The sequence below is a fragment of the Mitsuaria sp. MSU3D genome (assembly GCF_056867975.1).
This window is the reverse complement of record NZ_CP200314.1, coordinates 4670215-4687788: the sequence shown is the minus strand read 5'-3', so window position 1 is coordinate 4687788 and position 17574 is coordinate 4670215. Positions and strand designations below refer to the sequence as shown.

17 protein-coding genes are annotated in these 17574 nt (G+C 71.1%); 4 read left to right on the top strand and 13 right to left on the bottom strand.

Going from position 1 to position 17574, the window contains the following annotated elements; genetic code table 11:
* Window positions 1–2: 2 nt before the first annotated feature.
* Window positions 3–761 (top strand): sulfite exporter TauE/SafE family protein, encoded by a 759-nt coding sequence (locus AC1VNM_RS20580; protein ID WP_431100622.1) that lies wholly within the window; start codon window positions 3–5, stop codon window positions 759–761.
* Window positions 762–782: 21 nt separating this feature from the next.
* Here the strand turns inward: AC1VNM_RS20580 and AC1VNM_RS20575 are convergent, their stop codons facing one another.
* Together AC1VNM_RS20575 and AC1VNM_RS20570 are read right to left on the bottom strand one after the other, a co-directional pair.
* On the bottom strand, window positions 783–1217 hold the full coding sequence (locus AC1VNM_RS20575; protein WP_483108129.1) for a DoxX family protein: 435 nt from the start codon (window positions 1215–1217) through the stop codon (window positions 783–785).
* Window positions 1218–1276: 59 nt separating this feature from the next.
* A complete protein-coding gene (locus AC1VNM_RS20570; protein ID WP_483108128.1) occupies window positions 1277–2176 on the bottom strand; it encodes a pirin family protein in 900 nt (299 codons plus the stop codon).
* A gap of 101 nt (window positions 2177–2277) precedes the next feature.
* Between AC1VNM_RS20570 and AC1VNM_RS20565 the strand changes: the two genes are divergently transcribed.
* Together AC1VNM_RS20565 and AC1VNM_RS20560 are read left to right on the top strand one after the other, a co-directional pair.
* Window positions 2278–3186 carry a LysR family transcriptional regulator gene (locus AC1VNM_RS20565; RefSeq protein ID WP_483108127.1) on the top strand — a complete coding sequence of 303 codons (909 nt, stop codon included), beginning with the start codon at window positions 2278–2280 and terminating at the stop codon, window positions 3184–3186.
* Between the two features lie 104 nt (window positions 3187–3290).
* Window positions 3291–4298, top strand: a complete 1008-nt coding sequence (locus tag AC1VNM_RS20560; protein WP_483108126.1) for a quinone oxidoreductase family protein — start codon at window positions 3291–3293, stop codon at window positions 4296–4298.
* Between the two features lie 103 nt (window positions 4299–4401).
* Here AC1VNM_RS20560 and trhA read toward each other — a convergent pair whose 3' ends face one another.
* The 5 genes from trhA to AC1VNM_RS20535 form a co-directional block, all read right to left on the bottom strand.
* Window positions 4402–5034, bottom strand: coding sequence for a PAQR family membrane homeostasis protein TrhA (gene trhA / locus AC1VNM_RS20555; protein WP_483108125.1), 633 nt, complete (start codon window positions 5032–5034; stop codon window positions 4402–4404).
* Window positions 5035–5088: 54 nt separating this feature from the next.
* On the bottom strand, window positions 5089–5520 hold the full coding sequence (locus AC1VNM_RS20550) for a hypothetical protein (RefSeq protein ID WP_377159308.1): 432 nt from the start codon (window positions 5518–5520) through the stop codon (window positions 5089–5091).
* Between the two features lie 101 nt (window positions 5521–5621).
* Window positions 5622–7091 carry a S8 family peptidase gene (locus AC1VNM_RS20545; protein ID WP_483108124.1) on the bottom strand — a complete coding sequence of 490 codons (1470 nt, stop codon included), beginning with the start codon at window positions 7089–7091 and terminating at the stop codon, window positions 5622–5624.
* 3 nt (window positions 7092–7094) lie between these two features.
* Window positions 7095–7865, bottom strand: a complete 771-nt coding sequence (locus AC1VNM_RS20540; protein ID WP_377159312.1) for a zf-HC2 domain-containing protein — start codon at window positions 7863–7865, stop codon at window positions 7095–7097.
* The gene (locus AC1VNM_RS20535; RefSeq protein WP_377159314.1) at window positions 7862–8485 is read right to left on the bottom strand and encodes an RNA polymerase sigma factor; all 624 of its coding nucleotides are present in this window, start codon (window positions 8483–8485) and stop codon (window positions 7862–7864) included. The genes AC1VNM_RS20540 and AC1VNM_RS20535 overlap by 4 nt, the downstream gene beginning before the upstream one ends.
* A 61-nt stretch (window positions 8486–8546) precedes the next feature.
* Here AC1VNM_RS20535 and AC1VNM_RS20530 point away from each other — a divergent pair, with 61 nt between their 5' ends.
* Window positions 8547–9263 carry a hypothetical protein gene (locus AC1VNM_RS20530; protein WP_483108123.1) on the top strand — a complete coding sequence of 239 codons (717 nt, stop codon included), beginning with the start codon at window positions 8547–8549 and terminating at the stop codon, window positions 9261–9263.
* 113 nt (window positions 9264–9376) lie between these two features.
* On the opposite strand, the gene trxB is transcribed toward AC1VNM_RS20530, so the two are convergent.
* From trxB to AC1VNM_RS20500, 6 genes are all read right to left on the bottom strand, one after another.
* Complete coding sequence (gene trxB, locus AC1VNM_RS20525; RefSeq protein ID WP_483108122.1) at window positions 9377–10336, bottom strand: thioredoxin-disulfide reductase; 960 nt, start codon at window positions 10334–10336, stop codon at window positions 9377–9379.
* Window positions 10337–10419: 83 nt separating this feature from the next.
* The gene (dsbD, locus tag AC1VNM_RS20520; RefSeq protein ID WP_483108121.1) at window positions 10420–12390 is read right to left on the bottom strand and encodes a protein-disulfide reductase DsbD; all 1971 of its coding nucleotides are present in this window, start codon (window positions 12388–12390) and stop codon (window positions 10420–10422) included.
* Entirely contained in the window at window positions 12387–13313 is a 927-nt protein-coding gene (locus tag AC1VNM_RS20515) for an FAD:protein FMN transferase (RefSeq protein ID WP_483108120.1), read from the bottom strand. The genes dsbD and AC1VNM_RS20515 overlap by 4 nt, the downstream gene beginning before the upstream one ends.
* Before the next feature lie 74 nt (window positions 13314–13387).
* Window positions 13388–14548, bottom strand: a complete 1161-nt coding sequence (locus AC1VNM_RS20510) for a DUF3570 domain-containing protein (RefSeq protein WP_483108119.1) — start codon at window positions 14546–14548, stop codon at window positions 13388–13390.
* Between the two features lie 25 nt (window positions 14549–14573).
* Entirely contained in the window at window positions 14574–14816 is a 243-nt protein-coding gene (locus AC1VNM_RS20505; RefSeq protein ID WP_483108118.1) for a DUF4266 domain-containing protein, read from the bottom strand.
* Window positions 14817–14863: 47 nt separating this feature from the next.
* Window positions 14864–17572: a choice-of-anchor D domain-containing protein gene (locus AC1VNM_RS20500; RefSeq protein WP_483108117.1), complete on the bottom strand. Its 2709-nt coding sequence runs from the start codon at window positions 17570–17572 to the stop codon at window positions 14864–14866.
* Window positions 17573–17574 lie beyond the last annotated feature (2 nt).

Below are 17574 nucleotides of genomic sequence, written 5' to 3'. Positions count from 1 at the left end.
CCATGGAACTGACCGCCACCACCATCCTGGTCGCCTTCGCCGGCGTCTTCCTGATCTGCTTCATGAAGGGCGCCTTCGGCGGCGGCTTCGCCATCGTCGGCATCCCGCTGCTGTCGATCGTGATGGACCCGGTGACCGCGGGCGGCCTGCTCGCGCCGCTGTTCATCGCGATGGACCTCTTCAGCCTGCGCTACTGGAAGCCGTCGACCTGGTCCAGGCCGGACCTGCAGCTGCTCGTTCCGGGTCTGGTGGTGGGCATCGGGGCGGGTTACCTGCTGTTCCGCGTGCTGGACCATCGCGCGATCGCCATCCTGATGGCGGTGATCACGCTGGTGTTCGTCGGCCTGTGGTTCGTGCGAGGCGGCGAGGTGGTGGTGCAGCCGCGGTCGCCGCGCAAGGCCGTCGCCGCGGGGCTGACCTCGGGGATCACCACCATGGTCGCGCACTCGGGCGGACCGCCCCTGGCGATCTATCTGCTGCCGCTCGGCTTGAGCAAGCAGGTCTATGCGGGCACGACCAGCCTGTTCTTCACGGTCGGCAACCTGCTCAAGGCGGCCCCGTGGCTGATGCTGGCCAAGCCGGCCGGCGCCGTCTGGAGCCTGATGGCGATCTGCCTGCTGGCCATCCCCTCGGGCGTCTGGCTGGGGTGGCGCCTGCATGCCAGGCTGGATCAGCGCCAGATGTACAGGGCCTGCTACGCCTTGCTGGTGGTCACCGCCATCAAGTTGCTGTGGGATGGCGTCTCGGGTTACCTGCGCTGAGCAGCGCGGCGGCCGATCGTTTCAGCGTGCCGCGTTCAACGCCGTCCGCGCTTGCCGGCGGCGGCCATCCAGGCTCCACGAGCCCGCACCGAACGCGACGATCTGCAGCAGGCCGCCGGCCATCGCGATGTTCTTCAGGAAATGGAACATCTGGTTCTGGTCGCCCAGCGCGCTGTGGAAGAACACGGCGGAGACGACCGAGAACGCGGCCAGCGCCGCGGCCACGAGACGGGTGCGATAGCCCAGCACGAGCAGCAGGCCGCCGCCCAGTTCGGCGACCAGCGCCGCGCCGTAGGCGAGCGTCGGCGCAGGCAGCCCCACGGAGGCGATGTAGCCGATGGTGCCGGCCGGGGCGGCGAGCTTGCCGAAGGCGCTGATGAGGAAGATGGCGGCCATCATCACGCGGCCGGCAAACGGCAGCGCGGAGGTCGAAGCGGAGGAGTTCTGGAAGGTCATGATGGATTCCTTTGACGATGAAGTGGAGGGCGGAAACGGAAGACTCGGTCCTGGCGCCGTCAGCGCACTCGGCCGCGGGCGCGGAGTTGCTCGCCGAGCAGAGCAATTTCCTGTTCACCGCGCCTCAGCGCGGCCTGGCTGGTGTGGACGGAGTAGCGACCCAGCACGAGATCGTGACGATGCGGAACAGCCGTGCCGACGATGAATTCGGTGTCGCCTTCGGCGATCACATCGATGGGGGCGTCGCTGCTGTTCAGGATGGCCAGCTCGTTCTCGAGGCGGTGGCCGTCGAAGCGCAGGGCGCCTTGCGACACATGGAACCAGCCCACGCGGTGACCTGTCGGCGGGGTCAGTTGCCAGCGCTCGCCGTCGCGCAGCTGGACGTGCACCAGCTGCAGTCCGGCCGGGGCATCGACCTGGCTCGCGCCGCCGCCGTGACGCCCGAGGATCACGCGCGCCGGGCCGTGCCGCGGCACGGCTTCCGGGCCGAGGTACTGGCTGCGGGCCTCCGCGCCTTCCAGCGCTTCCGGCAACGCCACCCAGAGCTGGTAGCCCCGGAACCGGGTCGAATCGACCGGCACGCCGTCGTGCCAGATGCCGCGCCCGGCCCGCATCCATTCGACGCTGCCGCCTTGCAGCTCGCCGTGCGCGCCGGTGGTGTCCTCGTAGCGCATGCGGCCCGAGAGCAGGACGGTGGTGGTAGCGATGCCCGAGTGCGGATGCATCGGGAACAGGGGGCCGCCCGTCGGGATGAAGTCGAAGTGGTCCAGGAACACGAACGGCTTGATGAGCTCGCCGATGTCGCCTGGGCTGAACACGCGCGTGACGGGGCCGTGGCGTCGACCGGCGGCGCGGAACTCGAGCGTTCGCGAGAAGAGGGACTCGCGGCCGCCCTCAGGCATTGGCGCTTCCGTCGACGACGTGTCGGCGCGACGCGCACTCTGGAGATCAACTGACATCGGGGTGGCCTTCGTTCGATGGGATGGATCGAAGCTTAGGAACTGGACAGCCAGCTGGGTAGCCTATATGTTTGGATGGATACCATCTGCTGGAGCGATAGATGCTGGACGGCGTATCCATGGACCAGCTGCGGACCTTCATCGCGGCGGTCGAGGAAGGCAGCTTTTCCGCGGCGGGGCGCAAGCTGCGGCGTGCTCAATCCGTGGTCAGCCAGACCATGGCGAATCTCGAAGCGCAATTGCGCGTGAGCCTGTTCGATCGCAGCGGCCGTTATCCGGTGCTGACCGATCAGGGTCAGGCCTTGCTCGGTGAGGCCAAGACGGTCGTGAACGGGATGGACGCGTTCAAGGCGCGCGCCCGCACGCTGTCGGAGGGCCTGGAGCCGGAGCTGTCCGTCGCCATCGACGTGATGTACCCGATGGCCTCCTTGACCGAGACGGTCGGCGCTTTCCGCCTGGCCTTTCCCTCGACACCGCTGCGCATGTACGTCGAGGCGCTGGGGGCCGTCGTGCAACCCGTCCTGGACGGCGCCTGCCGCATCGGCGTCATCGGCTCCCTGCCCGTGGTGCCGGACGGGCTGCAGGCCGAGCCGCTGGCCGAAGTGCCGATGGTCACCGTGGTTGCGCCGGGTCATCCGCTGGCGCAGCAGCGGGGATTGCTGCGCTCCGCCGAGCTGGAGCGGCACGTGCAATTGATCCTCACGGACCGGACGACGCTCAGCACGGGACGCAACTACGGCGTGATGTCGCCGCAGGTCTGGCGCCTGGCCGACCTGGGCGCCAAGCACGCCTTCCTCAAGGCCGGATTCGGCTGGGGGCACATGCCGCTGGCGATGGTGCAAGCCGATCTTGACGCGGGGCAACTGGTGCGACTCCGGCTGGAGGCGCATCAACCGGCGACGCCCGGCATCGTGATGTACGCGGCCTATCGGAACGACGCCCCGCCGGGGCCTGCGGGGCGATGGTTCATCGACAGATTGCGCCAGCCGACCGTCGATCAATCTGTTTGAAAGATGGATGCCATCGAAACAAATAGGCTACCGCGATAGAGGGGCGGTTCCTACTCTTCGAGGCATGCAACTCGCCGAGTTGCTCCCACTCGAAGGAGTAGACGATGTCTCAGAAGAATTTCAGCGACGCCGCCGCGTCCGTCATCGCGGCCAAGGCGCACAACACCACCATCCGCTTCCATCACTACGGCAGTCCCGCGGTCCTGCAGGTCGAGGAGGACGTCATCCCCGCGCCCGGTGCCGGCCAGGTGCGGCTGCGCCACGAAGCCATCGGCGTGAATTTCATCGACACGCTGTTCCGCCAGGGCGCCTTCCCCGTGCCGCTGCCGTCGGTGCCCGGCGTCGAGGGCGTGGGCATCGTCGAGGCGCTGGGCGCCGGGGTCGCCGGCATCGCGGTGGGCCAGCGCATGGCCTACTACCTGGCGCCCGGCAGCTACGCGCAGGAACGCCTGATCAACGCGGACCAGCTGGTGCCGGTGCCCGACGACCTCTCCGCGGAACAGGTCGCCGCCATGTTGACCAAGGGCCTGACGGCCTGGGCCGGTCTGAACGGCTATCACCAGCTTCGTGCCGGCGAGACGATCCTGGTCCAGGGCGCTTCCAGCGGCGTGGGTAGCCTGCTCGCCCGCTGGGCCAAGGCCCGAGGCGCCATCGTGATCGGCACGGCTGGCTCGGCGGAGAAGCGCGCGGCGCTGGCTTCCGTGATCGACCATGTCCTGCCGTCGGACGCGGCCGACCTCGCGCAGCAGATCCGGCGCTTGGCGCCGCAGGGCGTCGACGTGGTCTACGAGTTCGTCGGCAAGGCCACGTTCGCGACCACGCAGGCGGTGGTGCGCGACGGCGGTGTCATCGTGTCGATCGGCGCCGCATCGGGCGCTCCCGAGGTCGACAAGGCCGAACTGGCGCGACGCAACGTGTCGATGGTGGGCGGGCCGATGGCGAGTCATCTGCAAGGGCGCGTCGACGAAGCCGCGGCCGCCGTGTTCGACGCCTACCGGCGAGGCCTCTTCGGCGCCGTTCCCGTCACGCGCTACGTGCTCACGGACGCCGCCCAAGCGCACGTCGACATCGCGGAGCGTCGCAAGTCCGGATCGCTGGTGCTGATTCCGTAAGCGCCTTGGTCAGTGTCGCCTCATGGTTGTGCCGGCATCGCCGTGACGCCAGCCTGGACAGGGGTCCCGCCTTGATCCGCGCCGCGCCGCGCCACTGACGCCGCTAGACGAGCACGCAGTGCGCGACCGCGCCGAAGTGACAGCCGCTGCCCACCACGACGAACAGGTGCCAGATGCCGTGGGCGTGACGACTGCAGCCCGGGTTGGCGAAGAAGTAGGTGCCGGCGGTGTACGCGCCGGCACCGGCGACGAACAGCGTGACGCAGGCCACCGGCAGTTCCTGCAGGGCGGGGATGCACACCATCGTGGCCAGCCAGCCCATCGCCAGGTAGACCTTGAGCATCGGCCGTTCGACATCGCCCCACACCGTGCGCCGGATGCCCCACAGCGACACGATCCAGACGCTCGCCAGGGCCACCCACCGCCACCAGCCGTCGCCGGTCAGGACCGCGAACGGCGTCATCGTCCCGGCGATCAGCAGGAAGATCGCGCAATGGTCCAGACGGACCCACAGGCGTTGCCGCCGACCCCGGGTGCTGTGGCAGAGCGTGGAGGCCGCGAACAGTGCGATCAGGGCCGCGCCGAAGATGCAGGCGACGGCGAAGCGCCGGCCGCTGCCCGTGCCCAGCGCCTGATGCGCCAGCCACGCGACGGCGGGAAGGGCCGCCAGCAGCCCCAGGAGATGGGTGCCGGCGTTCAAGCGCTCGCCTGGGTACATCGCCGCCTTCACGGTCATGGGATCTCCCAGCGTAGCCCGCTCATGTGACGCCACGTCGGGCGTCCGTCCGGTTCAGTCCCGCAGCGCGTGGGCCAGTGTCTTCCGGACGCGTTCGAAGCGATCGGGATCGGTGGCCCGCAAGGTCTTCAGATCCTGCGCGACCCGCTCCAGCCGGTCCTCCGCCCCGTCGGCCTTGAGCGCCTCGATGTCCTCGCGCAATTGCTCGAAGCGCGCGAGGGGCCCGTTCGGGCCATCGGGCGCGCCCTCCGGATACAGCACGTCCATCAAGGCCTGCACCGCGTCGGACAGCCGGCCGAGCTGCCGCCCGTAGCTGTGCTGCGAGACGATGCGGGCCTCGGTCTGCGGCGCGCTCGAATTGAACGCGTTGATGTTGTAGGTGATGGGCAGGATGGGCTGGGTCAGCTGGCTCGGCGCCAGCGTCAACGCCCGGAAGGGCCAGCCGATCAGCTGCGAGACATCGAAGGACGGCGACGACGTGGTCATGCGGGGCTCCCTGGGTGCGTGTGGCACGCCGAAGCCTACGGAGATCGCCGCGCAAGCGAATCCCTCATCGAGGGGACGCACGCTCAGGCCGGGATCACGGATCAGGGCAGGCTGCGCGCCGGTGCGTCGCAACGCAGGCCCGCCACGCCGAGCGCCCGCGCCGCCGCGCAGGCATTGATCGAGCCGGACACGCCCATCGAGCCCAGCAGCGCGCGTTTGAGCCGCTCCGCGTCCGCGCCCGGCGCCGCCGCGCGCAGCAGCGCGATCACGCCGGTCGCGTGCGCCGCGGCCAGCGAGCTGCCGGCATCGATGTCGTAGCCGCCGCCCGGCACCGTCGTCAGGACCGATCGGCCGGGCGCGGCGAGCCAGCCTTCGGAGCCCGCGGCCTCGCCCGTGCTGGCCACGACCAGCGCGCCGGGCACCTCGCTCGGAAAGCCCTTGCCGAGCCGCCCCGGCGGCGCCGCCGCCACCAGCACCGCGCCGCGCGACAACGCGTGCTGCGCGAGCTTCGTCAGCAGCGGATCGCTCGGACCGCCCAGGCTGAGGTTGATCACCTCGGCGCCGTCGGCGATCGCCGCGCCGAGCGCTTGCGCCAGCGTGAAGGAGTTGCAGCGCGCCGGCGCCGGGCCCGCGGCCGCGCCGGCACCCGCCCGCGCGGCGTCCGTCCAGCACGCGCGATAGCTCGTCACCACGGCGCCCGGCGCGACGCCGACGATGCCCTGGTGGTTGTTCACCTTCGCCACGATGAGGCCCATCACTTCGGTGCCGTGGCGCTCCGGCACGGCATCGACCAGCGCGCCGCCGCCGGCGACGTAGTCCCGCTGGCCCGACACCTGGCCGAGCAGATCCGGATGCCGCGCGTCGACGCCGGTGTCGATCACCGCGACCTTCACCCGCGCGCCGACGCTCACCTGCTGCAGCGCCGCCGCGGACATCTGCTGGAAGCCCTTCTGCAGGCCGAAGTAGGGATCGTTGTAGAGCGAGATCGGCGCGGATGCTCCCAACGCAGAGGCAGGCGGGGACGCCGGTGCAGAGGGCGAAGTCGGCGACGACAGTGAAGACGGCGAAGGCACCGGCGCTTCCGGCGCGGGGTCGTTCAGCGTCTCGAATTCGTTGAGCGGCTGCGCCAGCTTGACGCGGGCGTCCTGGCGCAGCCGCGCCAGCACCGCGTCAGCGTCATCGCCCGCGCCGAGCGCATAGAGCATGCAGCGCAGGTTCAGCGGCGCGATGGTCCATGCGGACTGCTCGCGCAGTCCGTACTCGCGCGCGAGCGCCTCCGACATCGCCAGGGCCCGCGCGCTGCCGGCGTAGCCTGCCATCCGGCGATAGTCGCCGCGCGCCGACCCGCCGGCGCCGGGCAGCGGCTCGCCGCGGTCCTCGACGGCCAGGATGATCAGACGGACGTCAGAGGGCGCCTTCGCCGGCGAAGGTGCCGCAGCGGTGATGGCAGCGGCGGACGCGTCGCCGCCCTCGGCCGCACGAGTCGGACCCGCGGACGCCAGCGCGGCGACCAGGATGGCCAGCGCGATGGGGCCGACGGTCCGCAGGCGGCGCGCGATCGCCGATGGCATCGCTCAGCGTCCCGGCGCCGCGGCGCCGACCGGCTCCGCGAGCAGCACGCCAGGCTCCGCGCGCAGGCGTTCCACCATCGCGGGCACGGCCGCCACCGGCGCCGGCTGCAGCGGCGCCAGCAGCAGGCTGCTCGCGTCCTCGTCCGCGCCGACGATCCTCAGGCCGTGGTGCGTCAGCACCTGCCGCAGCCGGCCCATGTCCACACGCTCTTCCGGCACCAGCCTCACGACCGCGCCGGCGGGCAGCGCGGCCGGCTGGCTCAGCGTCACATAGTCGGCCGGCGGATGGCCGTCGCTCCACAGGCGCAGTCCGAGCACGCACATCGCCACCGCCTGCACCGCCACCGCCGCCGTCAGCCAGCGCGTCGTGCGCGATCCGCCGTCGTTGGCCGAGGCGCCGCGTCGTCCTTCCACCGGCGTCGCCGGACCCGCGTCGCGGTCGCGCGCCCAGAGGCGGTCGAGGCCGGCCTGGATCGAGGCCTCCTCGGCCTCGCTGGCCGCCGCGCCCACTTCACCCGCGGCACCCGCGGCGTTCGCCGAACGCGCGTCCTGCATGCCGCGATGGATGTTGCGCTGGAGTTCCAGCTCATCGCGGCAATGCGCGCAGTGCGGCAGATGCGCCTGCACCAGGCGGCGCTGTTCGGGCGTCGCCGTGCCGGCCACGACCCACGCGATCGCGTCCCACACCTGGCGGTGCTCGTTCGGCTGACCCATCGCCGGATCGCCGGCAGGCAGTCCCGTGGGGTCGGAGGGGGCGTCGTCGTGGGAAGTCATCGGGTCGGTCCTTCGGTGCCGCTGGCCGGGCGGTCTTCGCCGCCCAGCTCGGGCAGCACGTTGCGCAGCCGGACGCGCGCATGGAACATGCGGGCCTTCACGGTGCCGGTGGCGCAATTCATGATGCGGGCGATGTCCTCGCAGGTCTCGCCCAGGTAGTACGCCAGTTCCAGCGTCACCCGCTGTTCCACCGGCAAGGCGGCCAGCCCCCGCATCACCCAGTCGCGCAACTCGCGGTCGGCGGACTCGTTGACCGAGGGCTCGGCCATCGCCAGCTCCGCCTCGCTCACCGAGGAGGCGTTGATCTCCTGCGCCGTCACGCCGTCGCGCAGCGCCTTCAGCATGCAGCGGTAGGCGATGCCGTGGATCCAGGTCGAGACCCGCGACTCGCCGCGGAAATTGCCCGCGGTCCGCCACACGATCCACAAGGTGTCGTTGACGACCTCCTCGGCCAGGTCCGGCCGCCCGCAACTGCGCAGCACGAAACGCGACAGCCGCGGTTGGCAGTGCCGGTACAGCTGCTCGAAAGCCGACCGGTCGCCGGCCGAGGCGGCCTGCAACCAGGCACGCAGACGCGACTCGGCGGCCGTGTCCGCTTCATTCGGAACAGGTTGAAACATGGGCGACTGATTTCTGCAGAAGTGTCCCTCATGGGTGCCAGAATCGCCGCCGATGGTTGCCATGCCCCGAAAAAATCCTGCTCGAGCCCTCGCCCTCCTGGCGGCGGGCCTCATCGCGTCGGGGGCAGCCGCCGCACAGAACTGGGGCGGCACGCTGTCGGCCGTGACGGAACGCGTCTCGCGCGGCAACAGCCTCAGCGGCGACCATCCGGGCGCCACCGCCGACCTCTACTACCGCGACGACCGCAACTGGAGCCTCGGCCTCGGTCTCGGCACGATGCACATGTCCAACGGGGCGAAGGCGGAAGCCGTCGTCTCCGCGACCCGCTGGTGGCAGATCGACGACCGCCGCGTCGTCACGCTGTCCGGCGCCCACTACGCCTACGCCGGCGGCGTCAACGCGAACCGGCTGCGCTACAGCGAGCTGTCGCTCGGCGGGCTCTGGGACACCCCCGCGTGGGGGCAATGGGGGGCGACGGTGTCGGTGTCGCCGGACCTGGCCGCGTACTCGTCGTGGGGCTACCTGGGCCATCGCGGCGCGACCATCGCCGAGCTGACCTGGCACCGCCGGCTCGTCGATGCGCTGGCCGCGGACGTGGGCTGGGGCATGGTCTCCAACTGGGGGCATGGCAGCGGCTCGTACCGCTTCGCCAATGCCGGGCTGGCCTACACCGTCGGGGACTGGCGCTTCAGCGCCGCGCGCTTGTACAGCTCGCTGCCGCAGCGCGGTGACCCGTCGCTGCAGCGCTGGGTCGCCGGCGTGGCGTGGTCGTTCTGAGCCCTTCCTGCCCGCTCTCCCGCTTGCGGGAAAACGGGTAAGAAGAGCGCCGGACGGACTCCCTCTCCCGCTTGCGGGAGAGGGTGGGGGTGAGGGCCAGCGATCTCACGCAGTCAGCCCGACTGCTGCTCCAGGAAGCGCTGCGCGTCGAGCGCCGCCATGCAGCCGGTGCCCGCGCTGGTGATGGCCTGGCGATAGACGTGGTCCTGCACGTCGCCGGCGGCGAACACGCCCGGCACGCTCGTCATCGTGAAGAAGCCCTCCGAGCCGCTGCGCGTCAGCACGTAGCCGTCGCGCAGCTCGACCTGTCCGCGCAAGATCTCGGTATTGGGCTTGTGGCCGATGGCGATGAAACAACCCTGCAGCTTCACGTCCGTCGTCGTGCCGTCCTGCGTGCTCCTGATGCGCACGCCGGTCACGCCGCTCGCGTCGCCCAGCACCTCCTCCAGCGTCTGGAACACGTGCAGTTCGATCTTGCCCGCCTTGGCCTTGTCCATCAGCTTGTCGACCAGGATCGGCTCGGCGCGGAACTTGTCGCGACGATGGATCAGATGGACCTTGCTGGCGATGTTGGACAGGTACAGCGCTTCCTCGACCGCGGTATTGCCGCCGCCGACGACGCAGACTTCCTGCTCGCGATAGAAGAAGCCGTCGCAGGTCGCGCAGGCGCTGACGCCGCGGCCCATGAACGATGCTTCCGACGGCAGTCCCAGGTATTGCGCGGAGGCGCCGGTGGCCAGGATCACCGCGTCGGCCGTGTAGACCGCGCTGTCGCCGGTGAGCGTGAACGGACGCTTGGAAAAGTCGACGCTGTTGATGTGGTCGAAGACGATCTCGGTCTGGAAACGCTCGGCGTGTTCCTGGAAGCGCTGCATCAGTTCGGGACCTTGCACGCCCATCACGTCGGCGGGCCAGTTGTCCACCTCGGTCGTGGTCATCAACTGACCCCCTTGGGCCATGCCGGTGACGAGCAGCGGCTTCAGGTTCGCGCGGGCGGCGTAGAGCGCCGCGGTGTAGCCCGCGGGGCCGGAGCCGAGGATCAGCAGGGCGGTGTGTCGTTGTACGAGGCTCATGTCGGTTCTGCTCGGTGCTGGGTGGTACCGGTCGGTGCCGGTCGGTGCTGCCGGTTTCGTCCCTGGGGTCAGGTCTGCGAGGGTCACAGCCTGGCGCGATCCAGGCGCTGGGCGAATTCGTCGGCGGGCAGGAAGCCGATCGTGCGGGCGGCGGCCAGCTCCTTCCCCTGCGCGTCGAAGAACAGGATCCCCGGCGGGCCGAACAGCTGGAAGCGCTTGAGCAACGCCTTCGCCTCGGCGCTGTTCGCGGTCACGTCGGCCTGGAGCAGGCGCGCATTGCGCAGCCGCGTGGCGATCGCGGGGTCGGAGAAGGTGAGGTGTTCCATCTCCTTGCAGGCGACGCACCAGTCCGCGTAGAAGTCCAGCATCACGGGACGGTCCGTCGACGCGAGGGCCGCATCGAGCTGCGCCACCGTCGTGATGCGCTCGAAGGCCGGCGCCGGCGTGCCGCGCGACGCGGCTTCGGCGCTGGCGAGCGGCAGGGCACCCGCGGAGCTCCGCGCCAGATGGCGCAGCGGCATCAGCACGCTGTCGCCGCCGGAGAGCGCGCCGCCGATCATCGCGGCGGACCACAGCGCCACCAGCGCGCCGCCCGCCTTGAGGGCGCGCGGCCGGCCGGACTCGAACGCGCCCAGGCAGATCGCCGCGACCAGTGCGACCGCGCCGATCAGGAACATCAGCGCGCCCGTCGGCAGCACCGGCGACACCAGCCACAGCGCGACCGCGATCAGCAGCAGGCCGAAGAAGGTCTTCACGTGTTCCATCCAGCGGCCCGCGCGCGGCAGCAGCGTGCCGGCGGACAGCCCCAGCAGCAGCAGCGGCACGCTCATGCCGCAGGCCAGCGCGAACAGCGCGGAGCCGCCCAGCACCACGTCGCGGGTCTGGCTGATGTAGACCAGCGCGCCGGCCAGCGGTGCCGCGACGCAGGGGCCCACCAGCAGCGCCGACAGCCCGCCCATCAGGAACACGCCGACGTGGCGGCCGCCCTTGATGCGGTTGGAGGCGTTGTTGACGCGGTCCTGGATGAAGCCCGGCATCTGGAATTCCCAGACCCCGAACATCGACAGCGCCAGCACTGAGAGCAGCAGCGCGAAGCTGCCCAGCACCCAGGGGTTCTGCAGCGCGGCGGCGAAGCCCGAGCCGAGCAGGCCGGCGACGACGCCGGCGCTCGTGTAGACCATCGCCATGCCCAGCGAGTACGCGACGGCCAGCGAGAAGCCGCGCGCCCGCGAGACGGGCGCGCCCTGGCCGACGATGATCGACGACAGGATCGGGAGCATCGGCAGCACGCAGGGCGTGAAGGACAGCAGCAGGCCGCCGAGCAGGAACATGCCGACCACGCGCAGCAGGCTGCCCGACTGGAGCGCGGCGGCGCTGCTGTCGACGGGCGCCTGGTCGGCGGCGGCGGAGGTCGATGCCGTCGAATTCGAGGCCGATGCTGCGGCCGATGTCGCGGTGGCCGTCGAGGACGTCGAAACAGCCGGCGTGGCCGAGCTTCCGGTCCCCGTCGAGGCGGTGTCCTCGAGGGGCGCGGACAACGCGTCCGGCTGCGCCTCCCAGCGCGCCTTCAGCACGCCGTCGCCGCCTCGCTCCAGATGCACCAGCGCCTGCTGCGGCGGGTAGCAGAGCCCGCGATCCGCGCAGCCCTGATAACGCACCGTCAGCGCCTTCGGCGCGACGCCCTGCGGCAACGGCTGCACGACGCGGATGGCATCGGCCCACAGCGTCATCGTCTTGTTGAAGTTGGGATCGAAGACCGCCTTGCCGGCCGGCAGGCCCGGCGCGGGCAGCGTCGCGCCTTCCGCCTCGATGGCGAAGCGCTCGCGGTACAGGTGATAGCCGGCGGCGACGTTGAATTCGACGATCACCGCGGCCGCGCCTTGGCCTGCGGCCCCGCCGTCCGGGGGCAGCTCGACGCGGGCCCGGCCCGGGAAGGCCTGGGCCGGCTCGAGGAACGCGGGCTCTTCGGCCGCCGCATGCGCGGAAGGGGGAACGGTGACGGCCAGCGCGAACGCGGCCGCCGCACCGGCGAGGAAGGTGGCGAGGAGTCTCATGGCGAAGTCAGAGGTTGAAGCAGTTGTTCGGGGTCGTGCGTGCGGACCTGGCCGTCGGCGTCGACGAGCAGGAATCCGACGCCCGGCGTGCTCAGCCGCGAGGGCGCCTGGGTGCCGATCAGCATGGTCATCGTGGCCAGCGCGCCGGCCGCGACGCACAACGGCGCGACGACGCTGACGGCCTGCCAGTGGCGCACCGGCTGGCCGCTGCGCGGATCGAGGATGTGGCAGCAGCGCCGGCCGTCGGGGGTGATGAAGAAGCGCTCGTAGTCGCCGCTGGTGGCGAGCGCGCCGTCGCTGAGCGGGATGCGGGCGCAGACCTCGTCCTCGCGGCGGGGATGCCGGATCGCGAAGACCCAGGGTTGGTCGTCGGGTCGCGGACCGATGACCCGGATGTCGCCGCCGAGGTTGACGAAGCCGTGCCGCAGCCCGAGTCCGCGCAAGACGGCGACCGCGCGGTCGGCGGCGTACTCCTTGCCGATGCCGCCGAAGTCGATCTCCATGCCTGGCTGCGGCAGCGCGATCGCCCGGCCGTCCCACTGCACGCGGTGCCAGCCGATGCGTTGAAGCTGCAGCGCCAGGGCATCGGGCGTGGGCTCGCGCGCGGCCTTGAAGTCCCAGGCACGGCGCAGGCAGCCGCTGGTGATGTCGAAGAGACCGTCGCTCTGCCGATGCAGCTCGGCGGCGAAGTTCAGCAGCTGCGCCGTCTCCTCGTCGACGGCGACCGCGTTGCGGCCGGCGCGCACATTGATCGCGGAGATCACGCTGTCCTCGCGGTAGCGCGAGTACTTGCGCTCGATGCGGCGCACCTCGGCCTCGGCGGCCTCGCAGGCGTCGGCGGCCCGGTCCGCCGCCACGCCGCCGAGCACGATCTCGTTGGGCGAGGCCATCGCGGTGAAGGCATGGCGGTGCAGGGACCACATGGCGCGTTCGTCGCTTCCGTCCGTCGTTGCGGGTTCGTCGTGTCGGGGTCGTCGTTTCGGGGCGTCGATGCCGGTCAGAACTTGTGCGAGAGACCGACCTGCAGCCAGTCGGCCTGGAAGCGCGCCAAACCCGGCGAGCCGCTGCCGCCCAGGCGCCAGGCGGCGCGCTGTTCGTAGTGCTCGAGGCTCAGGTCGGCGGTCCAGCTCGGCGCGATCTCATAGGCGACTTTCATCCCGACGGTGATCGCGCCGAACGCGGACAGGCGCTGGTCCGGGGACAGGTATTGCGGCGAGGTCGCCGTGTAGCCGGGCGGCAGCGGCGCGCCGAGCGCGGTGTCGTAGACCGGGTCGTAATAGAACTTCGCGGCGCGCTGCGTCGTGTAGCGCAGCGTCGGCGTGACCGTCCAGCCGCCGGACAAGGGCTGCACCCAGGCCGTCTCCAGCGTGTTGGCGCGCACGCCGAAGCTGTCGGCGTAATAGCGCCAGCTGCTGCGCAGCGTGGCCTTCCAATCGCTGAAATGATGGTTCCAGCGCGTCATCAGCGTGTACTGCTCACGCCGGTCGGGGCGACGGTCCGGGAACTTGTACGGGTCCGAGTACATGCCGTGGCCCCAGCTCGCGCCGAGGCTGACCTGCACCAGGTCCACCGCCGTCCAGGCCTGCGTCACGCCCGCGGTCAGCTGCGTGGTGTTGCGGCCGCGGCTGAGGGTCGGATCGTCGGAGGAGCCGATCCAGTCGTCGCTGTACGCGGCGCCGATGTTCCAGGTGGTGTTGTTGTCCTCGCTGGAACGGCGATAGCCCGCGGAGACGGTGCGCGAGCGGTAGTCGTGTTCGGTCGAATACGCCGCGCCGAGGGACCACGCGTCGCGGTCGTTGTAGCGCGTCACCTGGATGTCGCCGGCCTTGCGGGTCTCGTCGAGCCGCGAAGCGCCGGAGACTGCGCTGTGATAGCGCGGCGAGGCGCCGGAGACGCTGTCGTTCACCAGCGATCCCTCGACGGACCAGCGGCCGGCAACCGGCACCATCAGGTAGACCGACGGAGCGGTGACCTTGATGCGGTCGAAGCCCGGCTGGCGGTCGCGGTAGTGCAGCAGCTTGACGGACATCTCGGCCTGTTCGGGCGGGGTCTCGGCCAGGGCGGGGGCCTGCAGCCCGGGGAGCAGCAGCGCGGCGGCGAGCACGCCGCCCCAGGCGTTGCGCCCGCCGGCGCCCGCGTCGACGGCATCAGCAGGCATCGCCGTACCGGCGCGAAGGTCGTGCTCAGTTGCAGCCACAGCCACCCCCTCCCACGCCGTTGCCGCCGGACGCGTTTTCCTTGCTCGTGTAGATGTGCTGCGCGAAGCGGTCGCCAAGGACGTCGCCGCCCATCGTCATCTCGGGACGGGCGAGCGCGCCCTTCTCCCAGGGCTGGGGCGGCTGCAGGGCGCAGCCGGTGGCGGCAACCGCGATCAACGCGAGGATCGCGGCGCGCGCGAGGCGCCGCGGCATCGGACGTGGGGACATGGGAAACTCCTCGAAAGAAAAATCAGGTCGAAGAAGAGCGCAGCGACTCACGACGCCTTCAGCGCGGCGACGATGCGGGCCTCGAGCTCGGCCTCGTCCTCGGCACGGAAACCGCTGTGCTGCATCAGCACGCGTCCATCCGGACCCAGCAGCACGGAGCTCGGCATCGTCCGCACCCCGACGCGACGGGCAGAGTCACCCTTGGGGTCGAAGCCGAGCGAGACGCTGGCGGGCACCTCCTTGAGGAAGGCCTGGGCATCGGCGCGGCTCGCGTCCAGATTCACCGCGACGATGCGCAGACCCTGCGCGCCATACTTCGCCTGCATGCGGTTCATCCACGGGAAGGACTGGCGGCAGGGGCCGCACCACGACGCCCAGAAGTCGACGTAGGTCACCTTGGCCTTGCCGTCGTGCAGCGGAACCGGCGCGCCGTCGGCGCTCGGGACGCTCGCGATCGGGAGAGGCTGGCCGATGTCGGCTGCTTGCGCGTCTTTGGGGGCCGAGGAGAAGACCGTCGTCAGCGCGATCGCCGCCAGCGCCAGGAGGGACGTCTTTCGGGAGACCGCCTGGACTGCTCGGCGCCAAGCGCGGGCTCTCCACGGTGCAGGGGGCATCCCTCCGGGAACCCCCAGCACCATTCCGGCCCCAGCATCACTCGCTGCCTTCGCGTTGGTCGCGGTGCTCGCGTTGGTCGCGGTGCTCGAGGTCCTCGTCGCACGGCGGCGCCACAGGATCAGCGCGGAGAGGCCGGCCATCAGCAGCAGCAGCGGGTCGGCAGCGCCGGTGCCCGAGCCGATCGTGCATCCACCACCACCGCTGTTCGAGGGTTCGGTGTTGCCCGGCGTGCCGCGCAGCGCGACCGTCGTCGTGGCCGGCGTCATGTCGCCCTGCAGGGTGAGCGTGCCGGTGTCCGTGCCGGTCGGTGCCGAGGCCGCGCCGGCACCCAGCCAGCGCAGCGTGATCTGGCAGTTCGCGCCGGGCAGGACGGTGAAGGGCGCGGGTCCGCAGGTGTTGGTGCCCGTGATGTCGATCGAGAAGCGGGCGCTGTCGACGCTGATCGCGCTGATGTGCAGGACGCCGGCGCCGCTGTTGCTCAGCGTCAGCGGGCGACCCGTCGTGTCGGCGGGACCGAAGTCGAGCGAGGTCGCCGACAGCTGCAGCGCCGGCTGCGGCGGGGCAACACCGACACCGGTGAGCGTCAGCGGCGCGGGCAGCGAGGCGTTGTCCGCGACGACGGCGGCCGTGGCCGCGCGTGCGCCGACGCCGCGCGGGCTGAAGCCGATCGCGAGGTCGCAGTTGGCACCGACCGCCAGCGCGGCACCGGCGGTGCAGGTGGAGCTCGTGTCGACGCGGTAGTCGGCGGCGGCATCGCCTGCGAAGGCGAAGCTGCCCAAGGTGGCGGCGACGTCGCCGGTGTTGCTCAGCGTGAAGTGCTTGAGGCCGCCGTCGGCACCCATCGTGACGGAACCGAAATCGGCGCTCGTGGCGGCGGTCCAGACCAGGATCGGCGTGTTGGCAAGGACGCCGTTGCCGCTGAGCGCGACTGACTGCGGCGAGGCGGCCGCGTTGCTGGTGAGAGTCAGCGTGCCGGTGGCGGCACCGGCGCCGGCGGGTGCGAAGCTGACGTTGACGGCGCAGCTGCCGCCGGCGGGAACGCCGCCGCTGCAGTTGTCCGTCGTCGTGAACGGTCCGGTGGCGGCGATGGCGCTGAAGCTCAGCGCGGCGTTGCCGGTGTTGGAGACGGTGACCGTCTGCGCGGCGCTGGTCCGTCCGACGGTCAGCGCGCCGAAGCTGAGTTGCGTGGTCGACAGCGAGGAGACCGGTGTGGGCTGCGCCTGGCCGGTGCCGCTCATCGCGATGTTGACGTTGGCGGTGGCGTTGTTGGCCGTCGGCGCGGTCGCCGCGACCGCCAGCGTGGCGGCGCGCGCGCCGGTCGCAGCGGGGGTGAAGGTGGCGGTGACGGTGCAGGTCGCGCCGACGGCGAGCGGTGTGCCGACGGCGCAGCTGCCGCCGCGGCTGAAGTCGCCGGCGTTGGCGCCGGTGACGCCGATGCTGCTGAAGTCCAGCGACGCGGTGCCGGTGTTGCTCAGCGTGACGGTGCGCGCGGCGGAGGCGGTGGCCAGCGGCTGGTTGCCGAAGGCCAGCGTGGTGGCGTCGGCGGAGAGCACGGCTGTGAGCGCGACGTTGGCGGTGCCGCTCAGCGTGATCGGGATGGGCGTGGAGATGCCGTTGTGGCTGATCGTCAGCGCGCCGCTGCGCGCGCCGGCGGCGGTGGGGCGGAAGACGACGCCGACGGTGCAGCTGGTGCCCGCGGTCACGGTGGTGCCGCAGGAGCCGCCCTGCACGGCGAAGTCGCCGCCGGCAACCGCGGAGAGGCTGCCGAGCGCGGCGAGCCGGCTGGCGCTGATGGTGATCGTGGAGACCGCGCTGGACTGGCCGACGGCGGTCTGCGCGAAGCTGATCGACGAGGGCGAGTTGCCGAGGTAGGCCGCGATGTCGGCGAGGTCGGTGGCGGAGACCGCGCCACCCACGCTGCTCATCTGCGGGATCGTGTTGATGGCGTTCTGGATCATCGCGGGGTTGTTGCGGCCGCGGTCGACGACGGCCGTCGAGGCCACCGTGTGGCAGGCGGCGCAGACCTGCGAGAAGCGGGCCTGGCCGGCGACCGGGTCGGCGGCGAAGGCAGGACCCGCGAGGACCGCGGCCGTGATCGCGACGATTGCGCCGGGGAGGGCGGTGCGCAAGGGAAGGGTCATGT

Excerpts from the sequence above, each read along its gene's own strand:
- AC1VNM_RS20535 (WP_377159314.1), bottom strand. The coding sequence starts at position 8,485 with ATGTTTCAACCTGTTCCGAATGAAGCGGACACGGCCGCCGAGTCGCGT.
- AC1VNM_RS20545 (WP_483108124.1), bottom strand. The coding sequence starts at position 7,091 with ATGCCATCGGCGATCGCGCGCCGCCTGCGGACCGTCGGCCCCATCGCG.
- dsbD (WP_483108121.1), bottom strand. The coding sequence starts at position 12,390 with ATGAGACTCCTCGCCACCTTCCTCGCCGGTGCGGCGGCCGCGTTCGCG.
- AC1VNM_RS20570 (WP_483108128.1), bottom strand. The coding sequence starts at position 2,176 with ATGTCAGTTGATCTCCAGAGTGCGCGTCGCGCCGACACGTCGTCGACG.
- AC1VNM_RS20500 (WP_483108117.1), bottom strand. The coding sequence starts at position 17,572 with ATGACCCTTCCCTTGCGCACCGCCCTCCCCGGCGCAATCGTCGCGATC.
- AC1VNM_RS20540 (WP_377159312.1), bottom strand. The coding sequence starts at position 7,865 with ATGACTTCCCACGACGACGCCCCCTCCGACCCCACGGGACTGCCTGCC.
- AC1VNM_RS20530 (WP_483108123.1), top strand. The coding sequence starts at position 8,547 with ATGCCCCGAAAAAATCCTGCTCGAGCCCTCGCCCTCCTGGCGGCGGGC.
- AC1VNM_RS20515 (WP_483108120.1), bottom strand. The coding sequence starts at position 13,313 with ATGTGGTCCCTGCACCGCCATGCCTTCACCGCGATGGCCTCGCCCAAC.
- AC1VNM_RS20550 (WP_377159308.1), bottom strand. The coding sequence starts at position 5,520 with ATGACCACGTCGTCGCCGTCCTTCGATGTCTCGCAGCTGATCGGCTGG.
- AC1VNM_RS20565 (WP_483108127.1), top strand. The coding sequence starts at position 2,278 with ATGCTGGACGGCGTATCCATGGACCAGCTGCGGACCTTCATCGCGGCG.
- AC1VNM_RS20505 (WP_483108118.1), bottom strand. The coding sequence starts at position 14,816 with ATGTCCCCACGTCCGATGCCGCGGCGCCTCGCGCGCGCCGCGATCCTC.
- AC1VNM_RS20575 (WP_483108129.1), bottom strand. The coding sequence starts at position 1,217 with ATGACCTTCCAGAACTCCTCCGCTTCGACCTCCGCGCTGCCGTTTGCC.
- trhA (WP_483108125.1), bottom strand. The coding sequence starts at position 5,034 with ATGACCGTGAAGGCGGCGATGTACCCAGGCGAGCGCTTGAACGCCGGC.
- AC1VNM_RS20560 (WP_483108126.1), top strand. The coding sequence starts at position 3,291 with ATGTCTCAGAAGAATTTCAGCGACGCCGCCGCGTCCGTCATCGCGGCC.
- trxB (WP_483108122.1), bottom strand. The coding sequence starts at position 10,336 with ATGAGCCTCGTACAACGACACACCGCCCTGCTGATCCTCGGCTCCGGC.
- AC1VNM_RS20580 (WP_431100622.1), top strand. The coding sequence starts at position 3 with ATGGAACTGACCGCCACCACCATCCTGGTCGCCTTCGCCGGCGTCTTC.
- AC1VNM_RS20510 (WP_483108119.1), bottom strand. The coding sequence starts at position 14,548 with ATGCCTGCTGATGCCGTCGACGCGGGCGCCGGCGGGCGCAACGCCTGG.